We start from the raw sequence: 21,212 nt of genomic DNA, 5'->3' as shown, positions 1-21,212 counted from the left end.
AGCCCTGGGGAGGCGGATGTGCGGATCGGTGAACTGGCCCGGCGTACCGGAGTGAGCGAGCGGTCGCTGCGCTACTACGAGAGCCGGGGCCTGCTCGCGGCCGAGCGCACGGCCGGCGGCCACCGGGAGTTCCCGGAGGCCGCCGTCGACCGTGTGGTGCGCATCCAGGAGCTGTACGCGGCGGGCCTGCACAGCGAACGCATCCGCCACCTGCTCCCCTGCATGCGCGACCAGGACGGCGGCCCCTCGGAGCGGGCCACCCCGAAACTCCTGGCCGACCTCACCGAGGAACGCACTCGCATCGACCGCCTGCTCACCGACCTCCACCGCACCCGCGACACCCTGGACGGGGTCATCGAGGCGGCGGGGGGCGAGTGATGCCGGAGAAGGGCGACGAGACGATGAACGTAAGTGTCAGTGAGGCACGCCGCGATCTGCATTCCCTGATCAAGCGGGTCAACGACGACCACACGCCGGTCCGGATCAGCTCCAGGGCAGGGGGCGCCATCCTCATGTCCGCGGAGGACTACGAGTCCTGGCAGGAAACGGTGTATCTGCTGCGTTCGCCCGCGAACACCCGGCGCTTGATGGAGGCGGTCGCCCGCGACAAGGGGGCGGCCACTGCCGCCACCAAGTCGCTGGACGGCCCGGACCACTTCGGCTGACCCGCCGGAGGGTTCAGCAGGCGCACAGGCAGAACGGGTGCCCCGCCGGGTCGGCGTAGACGCGCCAGGTGCGGTCGGGGGCGTCGGTGTCCAGGGGCTTGGCGCCCAGGGAGAGGACCTGCTTCTCGGCCTCGTCCAGGTCGGGAACCGTGAGGTCCAGGTGGAACTGCTGGGAGGCGTCCGGGGCGGGCCAGGACGGCGGGACGTACCCCTGGGCGCGCTGGAAGGCGAGGGTCCGGCCGGTGGGGGTGCGCAGGTCCACCCAGTCGGCGTCCCCTTCCACCGTGCCGCCCAGGATCTCGGCGTAGAAACCGGCCAGTGCCTGGGGGTCGGGACAGTCCAGGACGACCGCGCCCAGCTCGGCGAGAGCCATGACTTCCTCCTTGGAGTCGTTACTCGTAAAGCTCGGTTACCGGTAACGGTTACCTCATGGTCCCGCATGAGGGGTAACGTCGCAAGCATGAGTGAGAGATCGGCCGCGCCGGGCAGCCTCGCCCTGGTGGAGTCCCTGGTGAACACCCTGGACATCGAGAGCGGCCGGGACGCGCTCGACACGGCGGAGGGCCGCGCGGGCCTCGGGATCGGCGACGGCGAGCTGGACACCGCCCGCGCGCTGCGCGAGTCGCTGCGCGCCGCCCTCCTCGCGCACGCCGGACACCCACCGCATGCCACGGTCGCCCCGCTCGGCGAACTGCTGTCCCGGGCCCCGCTGTTCGTCGCCGTCGACGACAGCGACGGCTCCGCCGCCCTCGCCCCCGCCGACACCGGCCCGCTGCTCTCCCGCGTCGCCGCCGCCGTCGCCGGGGCGCTGGTCGAGGGCACCTGGCAGCGGCTCAAGGCGTGTGAGGCGCCCACCTGCCACTGGGCGTACTACGACCGCAGCCCCGCCGGGCGGGGCCGCTGGTGCTCGATGCAGGTGTGCGGGGCGCGCGCGAAGATGCGCCGCTACCGGGCCAAGGACGGGTAGGCCAAGGACAGGTAAGGCGAGGGGGGTTCCCCGGCCGCCTCGCGGCCAAGTGGTGCACAATGCGCACAGACGCCGGTTCGGCCGACTGAGCCTCGGCCGAACCGGCGTCGTGGAGAAGCAGAGGAAGAGGGTTACGCGGTCGGGCGGCCCATCGCCCGGTACGTCCAGCCGGCCTTGCGCCACGGCTCCGGGTCCAGCGCGTTACGCCCGTCCAGCACGATTCGCGCCGCAGCGACCTCGCCCAGCTCCGCCGGGTCCAGCTCGCGGAACTCCCGCCACTCGGTCAGGTGCAGCACCACGTCCGCGCCCCGAACCGCCTCCCGCGCCGACTCGGCGTAGCCCAGCGTCGGGAACAGCCTGCGGGCGTTCTCGATGCCCTTGGGGTCGTACACCGTGACCTGGCCGCCCTGGAGGTGTATCTGACCGGCCACGTTCAGCGCGGGCGAGTCCCGGACGTCGTCGGAGTCGGGCTTGAAGGTGGCGCCGAGCACCGCGACCCGCTTGCCGAGGAACGAGCCGCCGCCGAGCGCCTCCCGCGCCATCTCCACCATCTGCCCGCGCCGGCGCATGTTGATGGAGTCGATCTCGCGCAGGAAGGTGAGCGCCTGGTCGGCGCCCAGCTCACCGGCGCGCGCCATGAACGCCCGGATGTCCTTGGGCAGGCAGCCGCCGCCGAAGCCGATCCCGGCGCGCAGGAACTTCTTCCCGATCCGCTCGTCGTGCCCGATGGCCTCCGCCAGCTTCACCACGTCGCCGTCGGCGGCCTCGCACACCTCCGCCATCGCGTTGATGAAGGAGATCTTGGTGGCGAGGAAGGAGTTCGCGGCCGTCTTCACCAGCTCGGCGGTCGGGAAGTCGCTCACCACGAACGGGGTGCCCTCGCCGAGCGGAGTCGCGTACACCTCGCGCAGCAGCTTCTCCGCCCGCTCGCCGCGCACGCCGACCACGATCCGGTCCGGGTGCAGGGTGTCCTTCACGGCGAAGCCCTCGCGCAGGAACTCCGGGTTCCACGCCAGCTCGGCGTCGGCCCCGGCGGGCGCGTGCTCGGCGAGGTAGGCGGCGAGCCGGTCGGCCGACCCGACCGGCACCGTCGACTTGCCGACGACCAGCGCCGGGCGCCGCAGATGCGGGGCGAGGGAGGCGATGGCGGAGTCGACGTAGCTCATGTCGCAGGCGTACTCGCCGTGCTTCTGCGGGGTGTTCACGCAGACGAAGTGGACGTCGCCGAACTCCGCGACCTCGGCGAAGTCGGTGGTGAAGCGCAGCCGGCCGGTCGAGCCCTCGATGCCCGCGACATGCTTGCGCAGCAGCTCGTCGAGGCCCGGCTCGTACATCGGGGTCTCGCCCCGCTCCAGCATCGCGATCTTCTCCGGGACCACGTCCAGCCCCAGCACCTCGAAGCCGAGTTCGGCCATGGCCGCGGCGTGTGTGGCGCCGAGATAGCCGGTGCCGATCACGGTGATCTTGAGGCTCATGGGTGCTCCAGACGGGGTACGTCGATGATGCGGCCCCCGAGCATAGTCGTGCCCCACGGGGTGTCTCGGCCGGGGGAAATCTCCCGCTGTCGCCAAGCTCACCTATGCGGGCCGGTGGCGGCGCTCTAAACTTCAGTTACTTAACGGTAATTAGCGTCAGTTTCACTGTGTCTTTGGAGCGTGAGAGACCGTGGCCGGATCGGCTGACTTCGACCTGTACCGCCCGTCCGAGGAGCACGACATGCTCCGCGACAGCGTCCGCTCGCTGGTCGAGGCGAAGATCGCGCCGTTCGCCGCCGCCGTGGACGAGGAGGCCCGCTTCCCGCAGGAGGCGCTGGACGCCCTGGTCGCGGGCGACCTGCACGCGGTCCACGTCCCGGAGGCGTTCGGCGGCGCCGGTGCCGACGCGCTCGCCACGGTCATCGTGATCGAGGAGGTGGCCCGCGCCTGCGTGTCCTCCTCGCTGATCCCGGCCGTGAACAAGCTCGGCTCCCTCCCGGTGATCCTCTCCGGCTCCGAGGAGCTGAAGAAGAACTACCTGGGCCCGCTCGCCAAGGGCGACGCGATGTTCTCGTACTGCCTCTCCGAGCCGGACGCCGGTTCGGACGCGGCGGGCATGAAGACCAAGGCGGTCCGCGACGGCGACTTCTGGGTGCTCAACGGCGTGAAGCGCTGGATCACCAACGCGGGCGTCTCCGAGTACTACACGGTGATGGCGGTCACCGACCCGACGAAGCGCTCGAAGGGCATCTCCGCCTTCGTGGTCGAGAAGTCGGACGAGGGTGTGTCCTTCGGCGCCCCGGAGAAGAAGCTCGGCATCAAGGGCTCCCCGACCCGCGAGGTCTACCTCGACAACGTCCGCATCCCCGCCGACCGCATGATCGGCGAGGAGGGCACCGGCTTCGCCACCGCGATGAAGACGCTGGACCACACCCGCATCACCATCGCCGCCCAGGCCCTCGGTGTCGCCCAGGGTGCCCTGGACTACGCCAAGGGCTATGTCCAGGAGCGCAAGCAGTTCGGCAAGCCGATCGCCGACTTCCAGGGCATCCAGTTCATGCTGGCCGACATGGCGATGAAGATCGCCGCCGCCCGCGCCCTGACCTACCAGGCCGCGGCCGCCTCAGAGCGCGGCGACGCCGACCTCACCTTCCAGGGCGCGGCCGCCAAGTGCTTCGCCTCGGACGTGGCGATGGAGGTCACCACCGACGCCGTCCAGCTGCTCGGCGGCTACGGCTACACCCGTGACTACCCGGTGGAGCGCATGATGCGCGACGCCAAGATCACCCAGATCTACGAGGGCACCAACCAGGTCCAGCGCGTCGTGATGGCCAGGAACCTGCCGAAGTAGGCGGACACGGCGAAGGCGCCTCCCTGTCGTGCCGGGAGGCGCCTTCGTCACGTCCGGGGTCGGCTCAGTTGCCCGAGACCGTGACCTTCTCGTCGTTCTTCAGCTGGTCGACCAGCGTCTTCACCTTCGCCTTGTCCCAGACGAGGTTGCCGCCGACGGAGCCGGAGACGGGCATGTTCATCGACTTGCCCTCGCCGCCGCTGACGCCCTTCATCGCCCAGAACATGGAGGCCAGGTCGAACAGGCCCATGTCCTTGTCGACCGAGAGGGAGTCCAGGCCCGCGCCCATCGTCGGATAGAACTTGAAGGGGTTCAGCACGGTCGACGGGGTCGCCACCTGGTGGGCCAGCGCGGCGAGGAACTTCTGCTGGTTCTTGGTCCGCTCCAGGTCGGAGGCGGCGAAGGCGTGCCGGGTGCGGACGAAGGCGAGGGCCTGCTCGCCGTTGAGGGTCTGCTCGCCCGCCTGGAAGTCGGCGCCGGAGTACTTGTCCTTGAAGCCCTTGTCGATCTTGATGTCGACGCCGCCGACCGCGTCCACGATGTTGGCGAAGCCGGCGAAGCCGATCTCCACGTAGTGGTCGATGCGCAGCCCGGTGTTGTACTCCACGGTCCGCGTCAGCAGGGTCGGGCCGTCCTCGGCGTACGTCGCGTTCAGCTTCGCGTGCCGTCCGCTCGCGGGGTAGACCTTGCCGGAGGTGGAGCCCTTGTAGGAGGGGACGACCACGTCGGAGTCGCGGGGCAGCGATATCAGGGTGTCGCCGTTGGAACCGACGTGCAGGATCATCACCGAGTCGGTGCGCTGGCCCTCGGCCGACCCCGTGTGGAGTCTCTTCTTGTCCTCGCTGGTCATGCCCTTGCGGCTGTCGGAGCCGACGATGAGGTAGTTGGTGCCCTCGCCCTCCGACGGGCGGTCGATCACCTGGGACAGGTCGACGTCCCGGTTCAGCCTGGAGTCGGCCCAGAAGTAGGTGGCCACCGAGGTGACGAGCAGCACAGCGGCCAGGGTGATCGTGCCCACCTTGATCCGGCGGCCCCAGTTCGGCGCCGGGCGGGGTGCGCGGGTGCCGGCCGGGGCGCCGGGGCCGCCCGCGCCGCCGCCGTAGACCTGGCCGGTGTTGTAACCGCTGTCGTAGCCGTCATGGCCCTGGCCGTCGACGTACGACGGCTGCCTCGGCACCCCGGCGCCGTACTGCGGCGCACCGGGGCCGGGGGGCGCGGCCGGGCGGCGTACCTGCCGCATCACGCGTGGGGCTTCCGGCTGCGCACCGGCGCTGCCGCGTCCGTAGCGGGGGCCGCGCTCGTCGTCGGACCATCCCTCGGGCCAGTCATTCATGCGACCCAGTGTGCAGGGTGCCGCCGGATGCCCCACAAGGGTTGTCGGAAAATCGGAGCGCCTCTGTTGCGAACCCGACATAAATTCCGCGAAAGCGGCTTCGGCATAAGGTGGGGGACATGACAGACCAGGCGCCGGCCGCTTCTCCGGAGATTCCGGGCAAGCCCACTTCCGCTTCCCGCACCACCCTCAGCCACATCATGACCCACAACGACACCAACCTTCTGGGGTCGGTGCACGGCGGTGTGATCATGAAGCTCGTCGACGACGCCGCGGGCGCCGTGGCGGGCCGCCACTCCGGGGGCCCCGCCGTCACCGCGTCCATGGACGAGATGGTCTTCCTGGAGCCGGTGCGCGTGGGCGACCTGGTCCATGTCAAGGCCCAGGTGAACTGGACCGGCCGTACCTCCATGGAGATCGGCGTACGGGTCCTGGCCGAGCGCTGGAACGAGTCCGCGCCGCCCACCCAGGTCGGCTCCGCCTACCTCGTCTTCACCGGTGTCGACGCCGACGGCAAGCCGCGCCAGGTACCCCCGGTGATCCCGGAGACCGAGCGCGACCGCCGCCGCCACCAGGAGGCCCAGATCCGCCGCACCCACCGCCTGGCCCGCAGGCGCGCCATCCGCGAGCTCCGCGAACGCCGCGCGGCGGAGGGCATCACGGACTGAACCCGCGGGCCTTCGTCACGCCCGGCCCGAGCACACCACCTCGTCGCCCCGGACCACCGGCGCGTCCGGCTCGGCGATCTGGGGGGCCCTGACCGGGTGTACGGACTTGTAGTCGGCGCCCGCCGTGACCCGGAGGATGGGGCCGAGGCCCGGTACCGCGCGCAATTCGCTGCCGGGGAGGGCCGTGGCCAGGGAGCGGGCGGAGCGGTCCCAGCGGGGGTCGTAGGAGATCACTGTGCGGGCGACCGGGTGCCCGGTCACCGGCTGCCGGGTGGTGGCGAAGCCGGTCGCGGCGAGCGCCGCGTCCACCTTCCGGCCGAGCCCCGCCGTGCCGGTGCCGTTCTCCACCCGGACCCGGACCGAGTGCGGGTCGACCTCGACGGTCGTCGCCGCCGGGCCCTTCTTCGGGGGGTGCGCGGCGAGCGGCCTGTCGTCGCGCAGGTTGGTGAAGAGCTGCTCCGACTTGACCGGGTCCCACTTCAGGGTCGAGCCCAGGCCCTTGACGGCGTACCCCATCTGTCCGATGGGCACGGTGGTGAACTCCGAGGACGAGGGCGAGAAGTTCCGCATGGCCCGCCCGAGGTCGAGCAGCTCGTCGGCGCCGAAGCCGTTGTCCGCCCGCACCGAGCCCAGCACCGCCCGCGTCACGTCCCGGAACCGCATCGGGTTGAACAGCACCCCCGAGGACGTGGCCCGCTCGATCAGCGCGGCCATGAACCGCTGCTGGCGCTGCATCCGGCCCAGGTCGCTCGCCCCGTCCACATGCCGGGCGCGGACGTACTGGAGTGCCTGGCCGCCGCCCAGGGTGTGCGGGCCGGGCGCGAGGTCGAGCCCGGTGTAGGAGTCCTTGAGCGGGCTCGGGGTGCAGATCTTCACCCCGCCGAGGACGTCCACCGTCTTCATGAAGCTGGTGAAGTCGACCTCCAGATAGTGGTCGACCTTCACATGGGTCATCGCCTCCACCGTGCGCACGGTGAGCTGCGGCCCGCCCTCGGCGTACGCCGCGTTCAGCTTCATCGGGTGCGAGTGGTGCCGCTCACCGGTGGTCTGGTCGATGTGCTCGGGCACCTCGGTGTACGAGTCGCGCGGCAGGCTCACCACGCTGGCCCGCTCCCGGTCCTCCGAGATGTGCACGATCATCACCGTGTCCGTGCAGTGGCAGGGCGCGCCGCCCAGCCTGTACGCGCGCCGCTCCGCCTCGGTGATCTTGTCCCGGCCGTCGGTACCGACCAGCAGGACGTTCATGCCGTGGCCCGCGCGGGGCCGGTTCTTCATGTCCTTGAAGGCGTCGACCCGGGCGATGCCCGAGTCCAGGCCGGTGACGACCGCGTGGCCGATCCCGGCGGAGGCGAGCACCACCACCGACAGCGCGGTCACCGCCCGCACCGCCCAGCGCGGCCGCCGCTTCCTGGCGAGCGGACCCCGCCGCACCCGGCCGGCCGGCCGCGGCCGGCGCGGCGGCCTGGGGGCACCACCCGCACCTCCCGCACCTCGGGCGGAGGGGGAGGGGGGCCGAGGCGGTCTGGGCAAGGGACACCTCCGGGCTGCGGCCGTACGTGGGAATGTGAGAACCGTAGGTCGATACGATCTCCAGCCCGCGTCGCGGCCGCGGCGGCGCGCAACGGTGTCCCCCATTCGCGGTAACGTGAGCCCCCTATGAACGCCAAGCCCGATGTGCGGCACCCCGCCGTGTCCGTGATCATGCCCGTGCTCAACGAGGAGCGGCATCTGCGCGGAGCCGTCCAGGCGATCCTCGCGCAGGAGTACGCCGGCGACATGGAGGTCGTGATCGCCCTCGGTCCCTCCGCGGACCGCACGGACGAGATCGCGGCCGAGCTGGTGGCCGAGGACCCGCGCGTGGTCACGGTCCCCAACCCCACCGGCCGCACCCCCGCCGCGCTGAACGCCGCGATCAAGGCGTCCCGGCACCCGGTCGTGGTCCGCGTGGACGGCCACGGCATCCTCTCGCCGAACTACATCGCCACCGCCGTACGGCTCCTGGAGGAGACCGGCGCGCAGAACGTCGGCGGCATCATGCACGCCGAGGGCGAGAACGACTGGGAGCACGCGGTCGCCGCCGCGATGACCTCGAAGATCGGCGTCGGCAACGCGGCCTTCCACACCGGCGGCGCGGCCGCCCCCGCCGACACGGTCTACCTCGGTGTCTTCCGCCGCGAGGCGCTGGAGCAACAGGGCGGCTACAACGAGGAGTTCATCCGCGCCCAGGACTGGGAGCTGAACTTCCGCATCCGCGAGGCGGGCGGCCTGATCTGGTTCTCGCCCGAGCTGCGGGTCTCCTACCGGCCCCGGCCGAGCATCAAGGCGCTGGCCAAGCAGTACAAGGACTACGGCCGCTGGCGGCACGTCGTCGCCCGCTACCACGAGGGCTCCATCAACCTGCGCTACCTCGCCCCGCCGGCCGCCGTGTGCGCGATCGCGGCCGGTGTCGTGGTCGGCGTGGCGCTGACCCCGTGGGGCTTCGTGGTCCCCGCCGGCTATCTGGCGGCCATCGCGGCGGGCTCCGTACCGGCAGGCAAGGGCCTGCCGCTCAAGGCGCGGCTCCAGATCCCGGTGGCGCTGGCCACCATGCACATGTCGTGGGGCTTCGGCTTCCTGACGAGCCCGAAGGCACTGGCGAAGCGCGTCATCGCGTCCCGCCGCCCGGCGGTGCTCGAACCCCGCTGACCGCACCCGGCAGCGACGACACGTAAAGGGCCCCTCCCGCAGCCGGGAGGGGCCCTTTCCCTTACTGCCTAACGGCCTACCACCGGTACGGCTTGTACACGTCCATGCACGAGGTCTTGTCCGAGCCGTTGATGGCGTCGGTGCCGCCCGGCAGATCACCGGCCTTCGGCGCGGCCTTCTTCGGGTAGGTGTCCCCGGTGCGCCAGTCCGTGCCGACCACGACCGTCACCCCGGAGACGTCGGTGGACCGCTCCACCTGCTTCGCCGGGATGCCCAGCGCCTTGGCCACGGCCTGCGCGTCGCCCTCCAGGTCGGCGCTCGGGTAGCGCACCACCGTCTCGTCGGCTGACGGCGCCGCCGAGGTGTCCGCCTCGGCCAGGCCGTACCCCTTGGCCCCCAGAGCGCTCGCCACCGCGCGGGCGCGCCCGCTGACCGGGGACAGCGTGCTGCTCCGGGTGCCGTTCTGCACCTGCACCCCGAGCCGGTCGGGAGCGGCCGACGGCGCCTTGGCGGGCTCGGCGTCCGCGACGGCCTTCTTCGCCGGCTTGCCGTTCTTGTCGAGCGGCACGTCCTCGCGGAGCATCTGCCACAGTTTGTCGGCGCTGCCCTGCACGGGCAGCACATGCGAATCGTTCTGCGGGTCCTCGAAGTTGGGCATGGTCAGCGAGGTGATGCGGTTGGCCGGCACCGCCTTCAGCTCCATGCCGAGGTCGTAGAGCTTCTTGACGCTGCTGATCTCGTCGGACACCGTCAGGGACTTGGTGGCCGCCTCCGCCAGATCCATCAGCCGGCCGCTGTCGGTGAAGACGTTCTGGCCCTTGAGCGTGCGGATCATCGAGTTCAGGTACATGTGCTGGGCGCGGGCACGCATCACGTCGCTGCCCCAGGCGTGCCGGGTGCGCAGCCACTGGAGGGCCTGCTCGTGCCGGACCTTGGTCCGGCCCGCCTTCAGCTTCAGTCCGGAGCCGCCGCGCTGGGCGGCCGTCGAGCGGTCCCAGACGTTCTGGTTGACGCAGACCTCGACACCGCCGATGGCGTCGGCCATCCGCACCACACCGGCGAAGTCGATCGTCATCCAGTGGTCGATGTAGACCCCGGTGAGGTTCTCCCAGGTCGCCAGGGTGCAGCCGGCGCCGCCCCGGGCCAGCGTGGTGTTGATGATGTCGTTGGTCGCCGGGTAGACCCGCCCGGTCTTGGCGTCCTTGCACTCGGGGATGTCCACGCGGGTGTCGCGGGGGATGCTCACCATGGCGGCGCTCCGCCGGTCCGCGGAGACGTGGATCAGCATCTGCACGTCACCGAGGGGCGGGTTGCTGCGGTTGTCCTTGCTGCCGCCCAGCTTGACGTTGGCCGCGGAGGCGCGGCTGTCGGAGCCGATCAGCAGGATGTTCAGCGGGGTCTGGCCGTCCGCGTTGGGCCGGGCACGGTGCGCCCTGGAGTCGTCGCTGCCGCTGCGCGCGCCCTTCTGGATGTTGCCGTTGAGATGCTGGTAGTACAGGTAACCGGCGCCGGCCGTGCCAAGTATCAGCAGCGCCAGCACACTCGCCGACCAGCGCAGCGCGCGCCGCCCGCCCGGCCGCCCGTCCCGTTTCCCGTTACGCCGCCGGCTGCCCCGCCCCGGGCCTCCGTCGCGCGGGCCCCCGGCCCTCGGCGCGCGTTCTCCGGTGTTCTGCGCCACCGAACCCCTCCCCCGTACCCGACTTTGCGACAACTCCCCGTCCTTCCACCACACACGCAGCAAACGGGCCCGTCCCGCGCCGGGTTAGACGCACGACGGGCCCGATGGGTTACCTAGGAGGCGCACTCGACCTTGTCGGCCGTGGACTTGTCGGTCACTTCCGGCGCCTTGGCCGGAGCGGTGAGCGAGACACCCGCGCCCTTGAAGTCCTTGCCCAGCGTCAGCGACATCGTGGGCAGACCCTGGGCGTTGGTGACACTCTTGCCCGGCTTCAGCGCCGCGCCAGGCAGGCCCATCAGAGCGGCCAGCTCCCGCGCCTGCGGCGCCTGGTCGGGCGCGTACTCCAGCGTCGTCCTGCTCACCTCGGCCGGGGCGTTGCCCGCGTTCTCCGACTTGAGGATGGCCTTCTCGGTCTGCATCCAGTTCAGGGTCTCCTGCGCGCTGCCGCCCACCGCGCCGCCGTTCATGATGCGCACCCGCACGTCGGACGGCGCCGACCTGCTGCCCTTCAGCCGGGCGGCCAGAGCGTCCTTGGCCGCCTTCTCCTTCTTCTTGACGTCGGTGAAGGAGACATCGCTGTTGATGGCGTCGAAGATCTCCGGGCCCTTGTTCTGGTCGACGACGACCGTCGCGTGCACCTTCTCCGTCGGGTTGTCTATCACCGGCACGGTGAGGAAGGTGATGTTCTTCGGCGGGACCTTCTTCATCTCAAGGGCTATGTCCTTGAGCGTGCTCACGGTCTTGATGCCCTGGTCGACGGTGAGCGCGTTGGTCGCGGCCTCGGCCAGGTCCAGCAGCTTGGCGGGGTTGGTGAGGGTGTCGCTGGAGGACATGTCCCGCATCAGCGAGCCCATGAACTGCTGCTGCACCTTGATCCGGTCCAGGTCGCCCTGGTTGCCCCAGGCGTGCCGGGTACGGACGAACGCGAGCGCCTGCTCGCCCTCGATCTTGGACTCGCCCGCGGGCAGGTCCAGATGGGAGTCCTTGTCGTTCACCGCGTGCTTCAGGCACACCTTGACGCCGCCGACCGCCGAGGTCAGCGTCTTGACCGCGTTGAAGTCGACCATCATGAAGTGGTCCGGCGTGATGCCCGTGACCGCCTTCACCGTGCGCATCGTGCAGCCCGCGTCCCGGCCCTCCTGGCCGAGGCTGGTGTTGAAGCGGACCTGGCTGGAGCCGGGGATGACCTTCTTGCTGCCGTCGGGCTGGTTGGTCTCGCAGTCCGGCACGTCCACGATCATGTCGCGGGGGATGCTCAGCGCCGTCGCGTTGGTCCGGTCCTTGGCGACGTGCAGCAGGATGTTGGTGTCCGCGTGGCCGACGCTGTTCCTGTCGCCGTAGTGGTCGTTGCCCTTGCCGGTGCGCTTGTCGGTGCCGATGATCAGGATGTTGAAGGCGTCGTCCTTGCTGAAGCCCTGCTTCGCCGCGCTGCCGACATCGGTCGCGGAGACGTTGCCTTCCAGGTGCTTGAGATAGAGGTAGCCCGCCGAGCCCGCGGCGACCAGCACCAGCGCCAGACCGCCGCCGGTCCACGCCACGGCCTTCTTGGCCTTCGACTTCTTCTTCACCGGGCGCCGGTTGCGCCGCCCCGGCGGCGGCTCCGGCTCCACGCCCCTGCGGCGGCGCGGCTGCGGCACCTCGGTGCCGCGCTCCGGCGCCTCGCGGGGCTCCCGCACCGGCGCGCCGCCCCGGCCGCGCTCGGCTTCGGGATCGGCGGGACGACCCCGCCGGGAAGCCCGCGGCGAGGGTACCGGTGACTGCGGTGCGGAATTACTCAGTCGCAGTTCGTATTCGCCGGTGTTCGGATTGAGTACCCACTGGTCTGCGGGGTCGATGTTCTCCGCCCGCCCACGGCTTTGCGCGTCCACGGTTGTCCGAATCCTCCGTCGGGGCCACGCGGCGCCTTCCCCCTCGTAGGCGCTCGGGTCTCGGTGAAACGGTGCGCGGCCGCAGGGCAAACCTGGCGGGCCGGGTGCACCGGATCGCTCACACTATCCGCCCTGTTCAGCGTCGAGCGACGCCGGTGACGAATTCCACGTTCCTAGAACTGGGCAATCCCGCTCATTCCTCTGAACAAAAGTTCGCCGATTTGGTGTGGGGATTACTCACACGTGTGCGCGGCGGCGGTGCTGCCCCGGTACGTGGGGGTGGCCGAGGGGGACTTTCCCGAGTTGTCGTCGGGGGTTTTGTCGCCGGTTTCCGGTGAAGTGTCCGCCACTTCGACGGGCCGGTCCGCGCGCAGCCGGGCGAACAGCTCCCCGGCCTCCGGCTGCACCAGTTGGTCACGGTCGGAGTCGTAGACGTATGCCTCGCGCGGTGCCGTGAGGAACTGCACATGTTCGGTGGGGATGTCGCGCAGTCCCCGGACCAACCGGTACAAGCCGCGCAGGCTGGCCAGTTCGGGGTCGGTGGTGAGGGCGGAGGTCGCCGCGTCCAGCACCGGATACAGCTTCACCGGGTTCAGCAGCACGTCGTCGCTCCGCACCTTCTCGACCAGCGCGCCGAGGAACCGCTGCTGGCGGTCCATCCGGTCGGTGTCGCTGCCGTCCCCGAGCGACTTGCGGGCCCGTACGTAGCCGAGTGCCTGCTCCCCGTCCAGCGTGACCCGGCCCGCGGGCAGCTTCAGCCGGGCCGCCTTGTCGTCGATGGGCTCCCGCAGGCACACCCGCACCCCGTCGACGGCGTCCACCATCTGCTTGAACCCGCTGAAGTCGACGACCATGTGGTGGTCGACCCGGATACCGGTCAGCTCCTCGACGGTACGGATCGTGCACGCCGAACCGCCCAGCTGGAAGGCGCGGTTGAACATGGCGAACGCCGGCTCGCTCCGGCCGCCTTCCGGGCGCGGGCAGGCCGGGACGCGCACCATCAGGTCGCGGGGGAGCGAGACGGCGGTGGCACTGCGCCGGTCGGCCGCCAGATGCAGCAGGATCGTGGTGTCCGAGCGCTCGGTGCCCGAATCCCGCCCGTACTTCCCGTTGCCGCTCCCGGCCCGCGAGTCGGAGCCGATCAGCAGGATGTTCTGGGCGCCCCGCACCAGCGCGGTGGGCCGCTCCTTGTCGTAGCGGGCCAGCTCGCGCGCGGCCGCCTCGTCGGGGGTGATGTTGGCGCTGAGCCTGGCGTACACCGCCCAGCCCACCCCGCCGGCCGCCAGGAGCAGTACGGCCGCGCCGAGCGCGCCGCCCCGGAGCCACCGCCGCCGGCGCCGCCGCGCGAGCCCGTCCCCGGTGGCCGAGGCGCCGGGCACGGCGGAGTCGTCCGCGCTCTCGGGCACGGCGGCACCACCCCTCGCGGTCGTCCGGGCGTCACGGTCCTGCTCCTACGACCATGGCGGCGCGGACGGCCCCGAGCCGCCCTTTGCTGGGCCTAACGGGTGGCCTGGGGGTACCCCCTAGTGCCGGGAGGCCGTCACCCGCTCGGTGTCGATGCGCTGCGCCAGCGCGTCGGCGGGCAGCTTGTCGAGGTTGCGGCACAGCACCACGGAGCCCCCGGCCGCCAGCGGCGCGTACAGCCCCGCGCTCAGCCCGGCCCAGATGTCGTACGGCAGCCCCGACAGCAGCCGGGAGCCCGGCCCGGTCAGGTCCAGCGCGGGCGCGTCGGCGAGCGCCCGCTCCACCACCTCGGCCGCGCTGAACTCGGCCCCGGCCACGATCAGCGCGGGCTCCTCCGGGTCGACGGGCTCGAAGGGGGCGAACTGGTCGCCCTGGCCCGGCACCTCGGCGGCGTAGTCCATGAACCCCTCCGGCGTCTGCGGGAACCGCCCGCCCAGCGGGCGCAGCGCCAGCGCGACCCGCTCGCCACGGCAGGCCCGCGCCTCCTCCAAGGTGTCCGGCCCGCTCACCACCACGTCCGCCGCGGCCGGGTTCCCGGACACGTCGGCCACCGCGCCCACCGACGAGCACGCCAGCAGCCACACGGCCGTCTGCCAGTGCGCGGGCAGCAGCAGCGCGACCCGGTCGCCGGGGGCCACGGACAGCTCGCCCTGGAGCAGATTGGCGGTCTTGGCCACCCAGTTGGCGAAGGTGGCGACGGACAACTCCACGCGTTCGCCCGTGGCGTCGTCGTAGAAGGTCACCAGGGGGCGTCCGGCGTCCGCGGCGAGCGCGGAACGCAGCAGGTCGGCTGGGGTGCGATCGGTGGCGTTCACCCGCGCAAGGGTACGCGGGCGAAGCCGCGCCCGACGGCCGCTCACAACGGGTGCCCCGGCCCGCACATGAGCGGCGTCCGGCGGTGGCAGCCTCCTGTCGGGCGGCACCGCCCGGGCGGACGCGTACGGCCGGGGGACGGCGCACGCCGATCTCCGGGACACCGCGCGGCCATCGGGGGCGCCGTCGCACCGCACGCATACACTGGCCGGCCGAAACGAGACGTTCCGCCGGTCCCGGCAGGAAGCGGAGACGACAGGTGACAGAAGCGATCCTCCTGGTCGGCGGCAAGGGCACACGGCTGCGGCCGCTCACGGTGCACACGCCCAAGCCCATGGTCCCGGCGGCCGGGGTGCCGTTCCTCACGCACCAGCTGGCGAGAGCGAGAGCGGCGGGCGTCGACCACATCGTCCTCGCCACCAGCTATCTCGCCGAGGTCTTCGAACCCCACTTCGGCGACGGCTCCGCCCTCGGCCTGCACCTGGAGTACGTCACCGAGAGGGAGCCCCTCGGCACCGGCGGCGCCATCCGCAACGTGGCCGGACGGCTGCGCTCCGGTCCCGACGAGCCCGTCCTGATCTTCAACGGCGACATCCTCACCGGCCTCGACATCCGGGCCCTGGTCGACACCCACGAGTCCACCGGCGCCGATGTCTCCCTGCACCTGACCAAGGTGGCCGACCCCCGCGCGTACGGGCTGGTCCCCACCGACGACACCGGGCGCGTACTGGCCTTCCTGGAGAAGCCGCAGACGCCCGAGGAGATCGTCACCGACCAGATCAACGCGGGCGCCTATGTGTTCCGCCGCTCCGTCATCGACACCATCCCCGCCGGCCGCCCGGTCTCCGTGGAGCGCGAGACCTTCCCCGGCCTGCTGGCCGCCGGGGCCCACCTCCAGGGCATGGTCGACTCCACCTACTGGCTCGACCTCGGCACCCCGGCCGCCTTCGTGCGGGGCTCGGCCGACCTAGTGATGGGCCGCGCGCCCTCCCCGGCGGTGCCCGGCCGGCGCGGAGACCGGCTGATCCTGCCCACGGCCAGGGTGGCGCCGGACGCCAAGCTGACCGGGGGCACGGTGGTGGGCGAGGGCGCGTTCGTCGCCGAGGGGGCGCGGGTGTCCGGGTCCACGATCCTGCCCGGCGCGGTCATCGAGCCCGGCGCGGTCGTCACCGACTCGCTCATCGGCAGCCGGGCCCGCGTCGGCGAACGGTCCGTCCTCACCGGCGCGGTCGTCGGGGACGGCGCGGTGGTCGGAGCCGACAACGAGCTGCGGGACGGGGTCCGGGTGTGGTGCGACGCGCGGATTCCGGCCGGGGCGGTCAGGTTCTCCTCCGACCAGTAGCCCCGCTCACCACCTGCCGATGTCCGTCTTCCGCATCTTGGGGTGCCTGCGGGCCGGGGTGTTGCCACTGAGCAGGACGTAGCGGGCGGCCCGGTGCCGCTGGCCCCCGGGGGCGTACGGCTCCAGCAGGCGCAGCATCTCCGCGTCGTCCGCGTCACGGTTCCCGGCCAGCGCCCAGCCGATGATGCGGGGCAGGTGCAGATCGCCCGTGGTCACCGCGTCCGGCGCGCCATGGCTGCGCTGCACCACCTCGGCCGAGGTCCACGGGCCGACACCGGGGACGACCTCCAGCCGGGCCCGGGCCTCGGCCGGGGGCATCGCCGCCGTCTGCTCCAGCCGCGCGGCCAGCCGGACGGCGCGCAGGATCGTCGCGGCACGCTTGTCGTCCACGCCCGCCCGGTGCCACTCCCAGGACGGGATCAGCGCCCAGGTCCGGGGCGCCGGCATCACCCACATCGGGCGCTCGCCCGTACCGGCCGGGCCCGGCGCGGGCTCCCCGAACCAGCTCACCAGCCGCCGCCACGCCCGGTACGCCTCGTCGGCGGTGACCTTCTGCTCCAGCACCGAGGGGATCAGCGACTCCAGCACCAGCCCGGTCCGGGTCAGCCGCAGCCCGGGACGCCGGTGCCGGGCCAGGGCGACCAGGCGGTGCCGGGGCTCGAACGCCTCAGGATCGTCGGCGGCGCCCAGCAGTTCCGGCAGCCCCTCCAGCAGCCAGTCGGCGCCGGGCCCCCACGCCTCACCGCGCACCTCGCCGCCGCACGCGTACACGCGCAGCGTGCCCGGCCCGGCGGGCGTGCGGGTGGCCCGCCACACCGAGCCGTCCCGTGTCGCGCGGAACGTCGGGTCACCGCCCCCGCGCCGCAGCGGCCCCAGCACCAGGCCGAGGTCCAGCGGGCCCTCCGGCACCCACGCCCGCACCCGGGGCCCGGTCGCCTGCCGGGGCACCGCCGAGGACACCACGGGCGCCGGGACCTCCCCGCCGCGTACGGTCGTACGCGACGTGGGCCTGGGGGCGAAACGTCCTGCCACGGGGTGAGGTCCTAGGGGTGCGGATGGGTCGGGGGTGCCCTACGAGACTAGGGCCTTCGTCCCCGCCCTTCAGCACCCTTCAGCGCACCTCGATGAACGCCCCGGCCTCCCGCGCCGGCCGGGCAGGAGGTTCCTGGGCCGGGTGACCGATCGCCACCGCGCCCATCGGGTCCCAGTGGGCGGGCAGGTCCAGCACCTCGCGGACCACGTCACGGCAGAACATCGTCGAGGACACCCAGGCCGAGCCCAGCCGCTCCCCGGCCAGCGCGACCAGGAAGTTCTGCACGCCCGCGCCCGTGGCGACCACGAACATCTCCCGCTCGGCCGCGTCCCGCCGCGCGTCGCCGTAGGTGTGCGAGCCGTCCATGACGAGGCAGGGCACGGCCAGGTACGGGGCGCCCCGCAGCACCTCGCCACGCCGGACCCGCTTGGCGATGGACTCCTCGCTCTTGCCGTCCCGGCGCAGGTCGGCGATCCAGGCGTCCCGCATCGCGTCCAGCAGCCCGAGCCGCGACTCGGCCGACTCCAGCAGCACGAACCGCCACGGCGTGGTGTGGTGCGGGGCGGGCGCGGTCACGGCGGCGGCCACCGCGCGGCGCACCGAGCCGGGATCGACCGGCTCGTCGGTGAAGGCCCGCACGGTACGGCGCAGGCTCAGCGCCTCCCGTACCGCCTCGGAGGTGCCGAGCCGGAACATGTCGTCCCGCGCGGAGCGCACCAGCGCCCGCGCCCCCTCGCCCCGCTCCGCCGCCTCGGTGACCACGTGGGGCAGGCCGCGGACGACCGCCACCGGCAGCCCCGCCGCCTTGCCCTTGATCAGGTCGCCCGCCGAGGCGAGTTCGTCGGCGGTGGCGACGACGGTGGCGGAGAGCGGGTTGCCGTGCGCGTCCGTGCCGCCGCGCAGGTCGTCCAGGACCCGCACCCCGGCCGCGCCGATCGCCACGTCGGTGAGCCCGGCGCGCCAGGGGCGGCCGAAGGTGTCGGTGACGATCACGCCCACGGTGACGCCGAGCGCCTCCCGCAGGCCCTCGCGGATCGCCCGCGCGGAGGCGTCCGGGTCCTCGGGCAGCAGCAGCACGGTGCCCTCGGCGGTGTTGGACGCGTCGACCCCGGCGGCGGCCATGACCAGGCCCTGCCGGTTCTCCACGATGCGCAGGGGACCGCGCCGGGCCACCACGCGCACGGTCTCGGCGTCGATCGCGGCCTCCCGGTCGGCGGCCCGGACGATCCGCCCCTCGGCCTTGGACACGATCTTGGAGGTGACGAGCAGCACGTCCCCGTCGGCCAGGCCGGGCTCGGCCGCGGCGATCAGCTTGGCCAGGTCGTCGCCCGGCGCGACCTCGGGCAGACCGGAGGGCGCCCAGACCCGGTAACCGCTCACGCGGTCCGCACCTCCCCGGCCAGCTCCAGCGCCTCCCGCGCCATCGCGGCGGTCGCGTCCAGGTCGCTCATCATCAGCGGGACGGCACGGCAGCGGATGCCGGCCGCCTCCACCGTCTCGACCGCGCCGGCGTCCACGGTGTCGACGAGCCAGCCGTCCAGCAGCCCCGAGCCGTAGTGCGCGGCGACGGCGGCGGCGGTGGACTCCACACCCACGGCGGCGAGCACCTTGTCGGCCATCCCGCGCACCGGCGCGTCACCGACGATGGGGGAGAGCCCCACAACGGGGACGCCGGCCTCGGCGATGGCCTCCCGGATGCCGGGCACCGCGAGGATCGTGCCCACGGACACCACCGGGTTGGACGGCGGGAAGAGGATGACGTCGGCCTGAGCGATGGCCTCCAGCACACCGGGCGCGGGCTTGGCCTGCTCGGCGCCGACCGGCACGACCGCCTCGGCGGGCACGGAGGCGCGCAGCCGCACCCAGTACTCCTGGAAGTGGACCGCCTTGCGCTCGCCGTCGAGGTCGACGGCCACGTGGGTCTCCACCCGGTCGTCGGTCATCGGGATGAGCTTCACGCCCGGCTTCCAGCGGTCGCACAGTGCCTCGGTGACCGCGCTCAGCGGATACCCGGCGCCCAGCATCTGGGTCCGCACGATGTGGGTGGCGAAGTCCCGGTCGCCGAGCCCGAACCAGCCCGGTCCGGCGCCGTAGGCCGCGAGTTCCTCCTTGAGGTGGAAGGTCTCCCCGTCCCGCCCCCAGCCCTGCTCCTCGTTGATGCCGCCGCCGAGCGTGTACATCACGGTGTCGAGGTCCGGACAGACCTTCAGCCCGAAGAGATGGATGTCGTCGCCGGTGTTGCCGATGACCGTGATGTCCGCGTCCGGGGCGGCCTGCTTCAGACCGCGCAGGAACCGGGCACCGCCGATGCCGCCTGCCAGAACCACAATGCGCATGGGATCAGTGTGTCAGCAGCCGCTGACAGCCGGTGCGGCCGGTGATCACACCGTGGCCGGGCTCGGCTCCGTACGCGCCTCGCAGTGCGGGGAGATGGGGGTCCCCACGGTCGAACGCAGTTGAGACTGGGGGAGCATCGGCATCGAGGTGAGGCCCGGGTAGTAGACGTGCAGGCTGACCGCGGGCTCCAGCGCGTCGTTGACCACGTCGTGGACATAGCCGGGCGCGAAGACCCGCTGGGCGCCGGCCGCGAGGGTGCGGGTGCCCCGCTCGGTGCGCTCGGTCAGGGTGCCCTCCAGCACGGTGAGGATGCCGGAGGAGGGGCCGTGGTCGTGCGGTCCGCTGCCCTGGCCGGGCACCCAGGACAGCAGCCACACCTCGTAGCCGGGGCCCTGGCGCAGCCGGTGGTACCAGCGGGTGGTGGCGTCGTAGCGGACCAGATGTGCCCACCGGTCGCGGTCGGCGGCGACCGCACGGGCCAGCCCGGCGAACTCGGCGACGGTCACCGGGTGCTCGCGGGGCGGCTGCAGCAGGTGGGGGACTTCGAGGATGTCACCGGCGATCTGAAGGTCGTTGTCGCTGTTCATGGGGGTGTGGGGTTCCTCGGCTCAGAGGCGGTGGCTTTGAGTGTCGCTGGGCCCGGCCCGGATCACGGGCGTACGGGGAGGTGTCCCGGAACGGGGTACGGGAACGGCGGGACGCGCCGGGCCGGGATGGGCCCGAGGTCAACTGGAGCGCGGTCGGCTCAACAGCTGGGACAGCAACAACAGCTACGGCGCACGCCGAGGGCACCGGTGGACCCGGCGATGCGGGTCGTCATGGGTGCGAAGTCGGCGAGCATGCCCCCTAGGACAGCGGTTCACACCTGCGGTGTCAACTCGGGGCCCGGTTCGAGGGACGTGCTTCACCTCATCCGGTGCATCTGTCAGGCGAAAGGTTTGTGCACCCGGTACCCGGGACACATGGCGCACATCCGGGCGGCGCCCCTCGGTGCCCTCAGCCCTGCGTCAAGGTTTATCCCGATTTGAACACTAAACGCAGGTCCTTGGTTCCGCAGAGTGAATAACGGGCTCAATAGCAGATCTCGGCTTGACTCGCTCGGAGCAGCACACTTGTAATTTCACTCGTGTCGTTCGGCCGGGTCGGCCAGGCACGGGGACGCGAAAGACGGACGAGGGGCGCACATGACCGAGCTGGTGGAGCAACTGCTGGTCGACGACGCGGACGAGGAACTCGGCTGGCAGGAGCGGGCGCTGTGCGCCCAGACCGACCCCGAGTCCTTCTTCCCCGAGAAGGGCGGCTCCACGAGAGAGGCGAAGAAGGTCTGCCTCGCGTGCGAGGTCCGCTCGGAGTGCCTCGAGTACGCCCTCGCCAACGACGAGCGCTTCGGCATCTGGGGCGGCCTGTCCGAGCGGGAGCGCCGCCGGCTGAAGAAGGCCGCCGTCTGACCGGCGTCCCCGCCGTCTGCCGGCCACCGGGCCGGCGAACGGCCACCGGGTACACGCACATACGGTGCGAACGGCCCGTCGCACG

At 72.0% G+C, this 21,212-nt stretch carries 20 protein-coding genes; 8 read left to right on the top strand and 12 right to left on the bottom strand.

The features are described 5' to 3' along the window. Nucleotides 1-18 precede the first annotated feature (18 nt). Nucleotides 19-378: a MerR family transcriptional regulator gene (locus ACIGA3_RS29545; protein WP_399721420.1), complete on the top strand. Its 360-nt coding sequence runs from the start codon at nt 19-21 to the stop codon at nt 376-378. 23 nt (nt 379-401) lie between these two features. Continuing rightward, the gene (locus ACIGA3_RS29540; RefSeq protein WP_399721519.1) at nt 402-665 is read left to right on the top strand and encodes a type II toxin-antitoxin system Phd/YefM family antitoxin; all 264 of its coding nucleotides are present in this window, start codon (nt 402-404) and stop codon (nt 663-665) included. A gap of 13 nt (nt 666-678) precedes the next feature. On the opposite strand, the gene ACIGA3_RS29535 is transcribed toward ACIGA3_RS29540, so the two are convergent. Further along, nucleotides 679-1,038 (bottom strand): VOC family protein, encoded by a 360-nt coding sequence (locus tag ACIGA3_RS29535; RefSeq protein ID WP_399721418.1) that lies wholly within the window; start codon nt 1,036-1,038, stop codon nt 679-681. Between the two features lie 87 nt (nt 1,039-1,125). Between ACIGA3_RS29535 and ACIGA3_RS29530 the strand changes: the two genes are divergently transcribed. Further along, nucleotides 1,126-1,632: a CGNR zinc finger domain-containing protein gene (locus tag ACIGA3_RS29530; RefSeq protein WP_399721417.1), complete on the top strand. Its 507-nt coding sequence runs from the start codon at nt 1,126-1,128 to the stop codon at nt 1,630-1,632. Nucleotides 1,633-1,763: 131 nt separating this feature from the next. Here ACIGA3_RS29530 and ACIGA3_RS29525 read toward each other — a convergent pair whose 3' ends face one another. Continuing rightward, nucleotides 1,764-3,107, bottom strand: a complete 1,344-nt coding sequence (locus ACIGA3_RS29525) for a UDP-glucose dehydrogenase family protein (RefSeq protein WP_399721415.1) — start codon at nt 3,105-3,107, stop codon at nt 1,764-1,766. Nucleotides 3,108-3,297: 190 nt separating this feature from the next. Between ACIGA3_RS29525 and ACIGA3_RS29520 the strand changes: the two genes are divergently transcribed. Further along, nucleotides 3,298-4,458, top strand: coding sequence for an acyl-CoA dehydrogenase family protein (locus ACIGA3_RS29520; RefSeq protein WP_399721413.1), 1,161 nt, complete (start codon nt 3,298-3,300; stop codon nt 4,456-4,458). A 64-nt stretch (nt 4,459-4,522) separates the two neighbouring features. On the opposite strand, the gene ACIGA3_RS29515 is transcribed toward ACIGA3_RS29520, so the two are convergent. Next, complete coding sequence (locus ACIGA3_RS29515; RefSeq protein WP_399721411.1) at nt 4,523-5,791, bottom strand: LCP family protein; 1,269 nt, start codon at nt 5,789-5,791, stop codon at nt 4,523-4,525. Nucleotides 5,792-5,910: 119 nt separating this feature from the next. Between ACIGA3_RS29515 and ACIGA3_RS29510 the strand changes: the two genes are divergently transcribed. Next, nucleotides 5,911-6,459: an acyl-CoA thioesterase gene (locus tag ACIGA3_RS29510; protein ID WP_399721410.1), complete on the top strand. Its 549-nt coding sequence runs from the start codon at nt 5,911-5,913 to the stop codon at nt 6,457-6,459. Nucleotides 6,460-6,474: 15 nt separating this feature from the next. Here the strand turns inward: ACIGA3_RS29510 and ACIGA3_RS29505 are convergent, their stop codons facing one another. Continuing rightward, entirely contained in the window at nt 6,475-7,845 is a 1,371-nt protein-coding gene (locus ACIGA3_RS29505; RefSeq protein WP_399721517.1) for an LCP family protein, read from the bottom strand. A gap of 270 nt (nt 7,846-8,115) precedes the next feature. Here ACIGA3_RS29505 and ACIGA3_RS29500 point away from each other — a divergent pair, with 270 nt between their 5' ends. After that, entirely contained in the window at nt 8,116-9,144 is a 1,029-nt protein-coding gene (locus ACIGA3_RS29500; RefSeq protein WP_399721408.1) for a glycosyltransferase family 2 protein, read from the top strand. A 76-nt stretch (nt 9,145-9,220) separates the two neighbouring features. Here ACIGA3_RS29500 and ACIGA3_RS29495 read toward each other — a convergent pair whose 3' ends face one another. The 4 genes from ACIGA3_RS29495 to ACIGA3_RS29480 form a co-directional block, all read right to left on the bottom strand. After that, nucleotides 9,221-10,822, bottom strand: a complete 1,602-nt coding sequence (locus ACIGA3_RS29495; protein WP_399721406.1) for an LCP family protein — start codon at nt 10,820-10,822, stop codon at nt 9,221-9,223. Nucleotides 10,823-10,935: 113 nt separating this feature from the next. Beyond that, nucleotides 10,936-12,690 carry an LCP family protein gene (locus tag ACIGA3_RS29490; protein ID WP_399721404.1) on the bottom strand — a complete coding sequence of 585 codons (1,755 nt, stop codon included), beginning with the start codon at nt 12,688-12,690 and terminating at the stop codon, nt 10,936-10,938. A gap of 233 nt (nt 12,691-12,923) precedes the next feature. Then, nucleotides 12,924-14,096 (bottom strand): LCP family protein, encoded by a 1,173-nt coding sequence (locus ACIGA3_RS29485; RefSeq protein WP_399721402.1) that lies wholly within the window; start codon nt 14,094-14,096, stop codon nt 12,924-12,926. A gap of 117 nt (nt 14,097-14,213) precedes the next feature. Continuing rightward, nucleotides 14,214-14,969 (bottom strand): TIGR03089 family protein, encoded by a 756-nt coding sequence (locus tag ACIGA3_RS29480; protein ID WP_399721400.1) that lies wholly within the window; start codon nt 14,967-14,969, stop codon nt 14,214-14,216. A 257-nt stretch (nt 14,970-15,226) separates the two neighbouring features. On the opposite strand from ACIGA3_RS29480, the gene ACIGA3_RS29475 reads away from it, so the two are divergent. After that, nucleotides 15,227-16,309, top strand: coding sequence for a sugar phosphate nucleotidyltransferase (locus tag ACIGA3_RS29475; RefSeq protein WP_399721399.1), 1,083 nt, complete (start codon nt 15,227-15,229; stop codon nt 16,307-16,309). A gap of 6 nt (nt 16,310-16,315) precedes the next feature. Here the strand turns inward: ACIGA3_RS29475 and ACIGA3_RS29470 are convergent, their stop codons facing one another. The 4 genes from ACIGA3_RS29470 to ACIGA3_RS29455 form a co-directional block, all read right to left on the bottom strand. Beyond that, the gene (locus ACIGA3_RS29470; RefSeq protein ID WP_399721397.1) at nt 16,316-17,341 is read right to left on the bottom strand and encodes a DNA-3-methyladenine glycosylase family protein; all 1,026 of its coding nucleotides are present in this window, start codon (nt 17,339-17,341) and stop codon (nt 16,316-16,318) included. Nucleotides 17,342-17,420: 79 nt separating this feature from the next. Continuing rightward, nucleotides 17,421-18,722, bottom strand: a complete 1,302-nt coding sequence (locus tag ACIGA3_RS29465; protein ID WP_399721396.1) for a coenzyme F420-0:L-glutamate ligase — start codon at nt 18,720-18,722, stop codon at nt 17,421-17,423. Next, entirely contained in the window at nt 18,719-19,678 is a 960-nt protein-coding gene (gene cofD, locus ACIGA3_RS29460) for a 2-phospho-L-lactate transferase (protein WP_399721394.1), read from the bottom strand. Before cofD ends, ACIGA3_RS29465 begins: the two co-directional genes overlap by 4 nt. Before the next feature lie 45 nt (nt 19,679-19,723). Continuing rightward, nucleotides 19,724-20,266 carry a cysteine dioxygenase gene (locus tag ACIGA3_RS29455; protein WP_399721392.1) on the bottom strand — a complete coding sequence of 181 codons (543 nt, stop codon included), beginning with the start codon at nt 20,264-20,266 and terminating at the stop codon, nt 19,724-19,726. 597 nt (nt 20,267-20,863) lie between these two features. On the opposite strand from ACIGA3_RS29455, the gene ACIGA3_RS29450 reads away from it, so the two are divergent. Then, a complete protein-coding gene (locus ACIGA3_RS29450; protein WP_030377564.1) occupies nt 20,864-21,127 on the top strand; it encodes a WhiB family transcriptional regulator in 264 nt (87 codons plus the stop codon). Nucleotides 21,128-21,212 lie beyond the last annotated feature (85 nt).

The organism is Streptomyces sp. NPDC085596 (assembly GCF_044541565.1).
Classification (GTDB): domain Bacteria; phylum Actinomycetota; class Actinomycetes; order Streptomycetales; family Streptomycetaceae; genus Streptomyces.
The sequence above is the reverse complement of the archived record's forward strand: the minus strand, read 5'-3'. Positions and strand labels throughout refer to the sequence as shown.